The 4226-nt window shown below is 59.8% G+C and carries 4 protein-coding genes and 1 pseudogene; 4 read left to right on the top strand and 1 reads right to left on the bottom strand.

Annotated features, from left to right (window positions below; translation table 11 throughout):
* The first annotated feature begins 517 nt into the window (after positions 1 to 517).
* Positions 518 to 781 carry an accessory factor UbiK family protein gene (locus K206_RS0134680; protein ID WP_020206861.1) on the top strand — a complete coding sequence of 88 codons (264 nt, stop codon included), beginning with the start codon at positions 518 to 520 and terminating at the stop codon, positions 779 to 781.
* Between the two features lie 169 nt (positions 782 to 950).
* Positions 951 to 1145, top strand: a pseudogene (locus tag K206_RS40215) (magnesium chelatase domain-containing protein); the annotation flags it as partial.
* A 488-nt stretch (positions 1146 to 1633) separates the two neighbouring features.
* Here K206_RS40215 and K206_RS0134690 read toward each other — a convergent pair.
* The gene (locus K206_RS0134690) at positions 1634 to 1984 is read right to left on the bottom strand and encodes a helix-turn-helix domain-containing protein (protein ID WP_029044420.1); all 351 of its coding nucleotides are present in this window, start codon (positions 1982 to 1984) and stop codon (positions 1634 to 1636) included.
* Positions 1985 to 2560: 576 nt separating this feature from the next.
* Here K206_RS0134690 and K206_RS0134695 point away from each other — a divergent pair.
* Together K206_RS0134695 and K206_RS0134700 are read left to right on the top strand one after the other, a co-directional pair.
* On the top strand, positions 2561 to 3130 hold the full coding sequence (locus tag K206_RS0134695; protein ID WP_231401726.1) for a transposase: 570 nt from the start codon (positions 2561 to 2563) through the stop codon (positions 3128 to 3130).
* Between the two features lie 294 nt (positions 3131 to 3424).
* Complete coding sequence (locus K206_RS0134700) at positions 3425 to 3994, top strand: hypothetical protein (protein ID WP_029044422.1); 570 nt, start codon at positions 3425 to 3427, stop codon at positions 3992 to 3994.
* Positions 3995 to 4226: the final 232 nt, after the last annotated feature.

The raw sequence follows: 4226 nt of genomic DNA on the forward strand, positions 1-4226 counted from the left end.
AGAACGTATGCGGCGAGGCTTCTTCAGCGGCGGGAGCGGCGGCGGGGGCGGCCGCCGCGTCCGGGGTGCTCTGGGCGTAAGCTGCGGGAACAAGACCGCAAAGCACGACTGCACTGGCGCTGACTGCAAAGGCCAACTTCTTCATGGATTTCTTCTCCTTTTTTTGGCTCGGTACTCGTGTGTTTGAATAAATGTAAAACGAGGCTCCTGGTTTCATTACTGCAACTGCCGTGCCAGCCTCACGGACCCCGCCGCCCACGGTTTTTGTGCAGATTGAATCCCTCCCCGATCCCCCCGCCGCGGGCCGCCGCGAGGGCGTCCACACGTCAAAAGGTGTTACCAGGCCGCGCTGGCGCTTTCCCGGCGGCGCGCGAAGCGCGATAATCGGCCCATGCCGGCGGCATGTGCCGAGTGCGCACCGCGTTTGCCCGCGCCCCCGGGAGGCTGCACCGCGATGCAGCAGAGCGGAGCCGCCCACCCATCATCCGCACCAACGCGGTGCAAAAGGAGAATCACCATGAAACCGACCGACCTGTTCAACGACTTCCAGGCCAAGGTCAGCGAGGCGCTGCGCAACTCGCCCGCCAAGGACATCGAGAAAAACGTGCGCAGCATGATGGCGCAGGGCTTTTCCAAGCTCGACCTGGTCACGCGCGAGGAATTCGACGTGCAGTCGCAGGTGCTGGCCCGCACCCGCGCGCGCCTGGAAGAACTGGAAGCGCGCGTGCTCGAGCTGGAACGCCGCGCCGCCGGCGGCACCGACACCCCGGCTGCCGGCTGACGCGCTTGCCGCGCCGCCGCCGCTGCATGGTCCCGGATAGCGTCCCGAATATGGTCCCGGACCGCGCCGGGACACCGGGAAGCCCGGGCCGCAGCCCGACCCGCCACGATGGCCGCCGCACTCCGGCGGCCATTTTCGTTAACACTTCCGCAACGCCGGCGGCGCCGCGATGAGCCTCGCCCTGCTGCGCAGCCGCGCCCTGACCGGGCTGGAAGCCCCGCTGGTGTCGGTCGAGGTCCATCTCGCCAACGGCCTGCCCGCCTGCAGCATCGTCGGCCTGGCCGAGACCGAGGTCCGCGAAAGCCGCGAGCGCGTGCGCGCGGCCATCCTCAACAGCCGCTTCGAATTCCCGAACCGGCGCATCCTCTGTTGTCAACCGGGTTTTTGGCTTTTTTGCTCTAGGTAGGTTTTCGTCTTTTTATCTAAGCAAGGCAAGCCCCGAAGGGGCGCGTCAGTATTCGAGTGTGGGCAAGTCCGGTACCCCGAAGGGGGCTGTCCACAGCCTTGTGCTGTGGACAGCGGACTTGTCCATACGGGGTGCACCAAAAAGCACTATTTTATTTGTGCCCGTTAGAGCATTTTTATTGATGTGCTTGATTCGACGCTCCGCGCGAAAGCGACCGCTAGGAGGGAGCGAGCTTCCCACGATGCCCTTGTAGGCCAAGTTCCCTCGATGAGGAAGTTGCCCTGAAACGTAAGGCAACATATTGCCCGCTAACGGCCTAGCGCCATTCTTCCAGCAGGAACCTGCCTGTAGTTGCGGATGAGTAGTCACCCACACTTGTGACACCGCTATGAGGGCTTCAGTGCTGAGCGTCCAAGGAAGGCGGCGAAATGGCAGCGGGCCTCTTGTCAGACAACATTCTTCCCGAGCAGCCTTTTCGACGACAACCGGTTCTCTACGATGTAGCCAATCTCCTTTTTGTCGGCCTTCAGTAGGTACCGCCACACAAGGAGGAAGTCGGCGAGCTCGTCGTTATCGCAATAGAAGTATGCCGTCGGGACTTTGAGCGCTTTTGCGAGCTTTGCTGTGACTTCGAACGGGGGCTCGTGGACACCGCTCTCGTAGCGACTGATGCGCGCGCTGGCGGTGTGTTCGTCCAGACCAATTTCAACACCGAGTTTGTCCTGGGGAATGCCGGCACGCCGCCTTGCCTGTCGCAAGCGGCGCCCAAAAAGGGTAACCGGCTCTTTTCTTCCCATTCTGCGAATATCGTAGAAATCGCGTTGCGTTTCTCTACGAAATTCGTAGAATCAAAAACCAGCCACGAACGACCGGAATAGCTTGACAAATCGCCATTTCATGGTTCTTTCCGGGCCGCAGGCACTATGACCCACCACAGGGACTGCCCCTCTCGCACACGAGGGGACACTCCCGACATGCCCGCACAAGCGGCAGGAGCCAGGAATGGACCTCAATGACGTACCCGACGACTTCCCACGGCCCACGCTTCCAGCCGTAGTTCCTGGCGGGCAGCCAAAAGTGGGCGCCACCTTGTCATGGAACGTCTACGTTGGCGGCCAAACACCAGAAGGAAGATTCGAGCGCTGGTTCATATGCGAGGACCTGGCTCAGCAACTACTTCTAGTAGCTCAAGCTGACGCTGCGAAGCATCCCCATCATTCGCCAGACGAGACGCTTGGACGCGTACGCGTATCCGTTGCGCGCAAAGGCTGGGTATCGCCTGATGAATTGGATTGGCTTCTGCAGCGAATGAAGGTACTCCTCCAGTGGTAGCGGAAGTGCGAAGCGACATGTTGCCCAGTGGGGGAGATGCCGTGAGCAAAACAAAATCCTCCACGTTCGGACCTGATGCCTTCGGCTACATGCCGACGCCCGCCCTGCACCTTGGAAGCATAGTGCGGGACATTCCACCAATAGTTGGGCTCTTGGGTACGGCTACATGCCACACCCCAGCCGAGCTATTGGCGTGCCGTGCACGCTTTGGTAATCCCACCTACGCCATCGCAGACTCCGACGATGGCGTGACCTGGTACTTCTCAAACGACCTAATGGAGGCGATTGCTATCGGGCTGAAGTGGGTCGAAAAGGACTGTGCGCTGGTGCAGATTCCCGAAGACCAAGACGGTGAAGCAGTCTATGCCTACATCGTGCGAGGCCTCGAAGATGACCGCACATTCGGCCAGCGCTTGTATGACCAGAAGTTCTGGCGACGAGCAGGGGGGGACTTGAATGAACCTGCGACACCAGAAATCTTGACTCGGGTGCGCATTGAGCTCTTCAAGTTCATGGCCCGATGGGGCAGCCCATTTCTCTTACTCGACTTCTCGGAGCCAGCTTCGGTTGCGATGTACCTACAGGATTGGAAGGATGAGCTTGAACTGTAACTCCCATCGACCGCGAGTCGCCTTCTGCCGGTCAGGCCCGTGACTCAGCGACTCTCGAAAGCTATAGGCGCTCGACCGGCGACCGATTGATGACGTCCGCCAGGTGTTCGCACTGTCGCGCGCAGAAGCGGCAAGGCTTCCCCGTCTTTCCTGGGTTGCCGTCATCTCCATCACTGCAGTGGTCGCCTGCGAGCAGGCTTGGTATCGCCTGTGGCTTCTGCAGCGAATGAAGACCCTGCTGCAATGGTAGGAGCGGAGGTTCTGGCGTGGAACCATGTATCTGGAGAGCGCAACATGTCATGCCGTGATGAGGAAGGAGAAGTTGTGTTTGCTCGCTACGTGCCTAAGCCCGCGCTATGGCTAGGGAAGATAGTCACAGACATTCCGCCAGTGGTTCAGGCTTTGGGTAAAGCTACGTGCCACACCCCGGACGAGCTATTGGCCAGCGTGGAGCGCTTTGGCTATCCCACCTATGCAATCGAAGACCCCGACGACAGTGTGGCCTGGTACTTCTCAAACGATTTGCAGGAGGCGGTTGCCCTCGGGCTGAAATGGGTTGAGAAGGACTGCGCTCTGATACAGATTCCCGAAGACCAGAATGGCGAAGTTGTCTATGCCTACGTAGCGCGAGGCCTCGAAGATGACCCAGACCTCGAGTACCTTTTGTATCGCGAAGGCTTCTGGCGCGCTGCGGGCGGGGACTTGAATGAAGCAGCGACACCGGAAATCATGACTCGGTTGCGTATGGAACTCTTCAAGTTCCTAGCCCGATTGGGGGGAGGACAATTCATCTTGCTGGACTTCTCAAATCCGGCTTCCGTTACAAGGCACCTAGAGAATTGGGAGAAGGACCTTGAGCAGTAGCATAAATCGGCTGCCGGCCGTCATGAGCAGGTTACAGCCATGACCAAGCGGCTCTCGGGAGCTATAGCCGCGCTCTACCGGCAACCAGACAATGGGGTCCGCCAGGTGCTCACGCTGTCGCGTGACGAAGCAGAAAGGCGCGGCCAAGTATGTGGCGAAGTTGTCTATGCCTACGTAGCGCGAGGCCTCGAAGATGACCCTCCTACGCGCCGAGTTCCCTAGCACTGAATGG

The organism is Cupriavidus sp. WS (assembly GCF_000395345.1).
Taxonomy (GTDB): Bacteria; Pseudomonadota; Gammaproteobacteria; order Burkholderiales; family Burkholderiaceae; genus Cupriavidus; species Cupriavidus basilensis_B.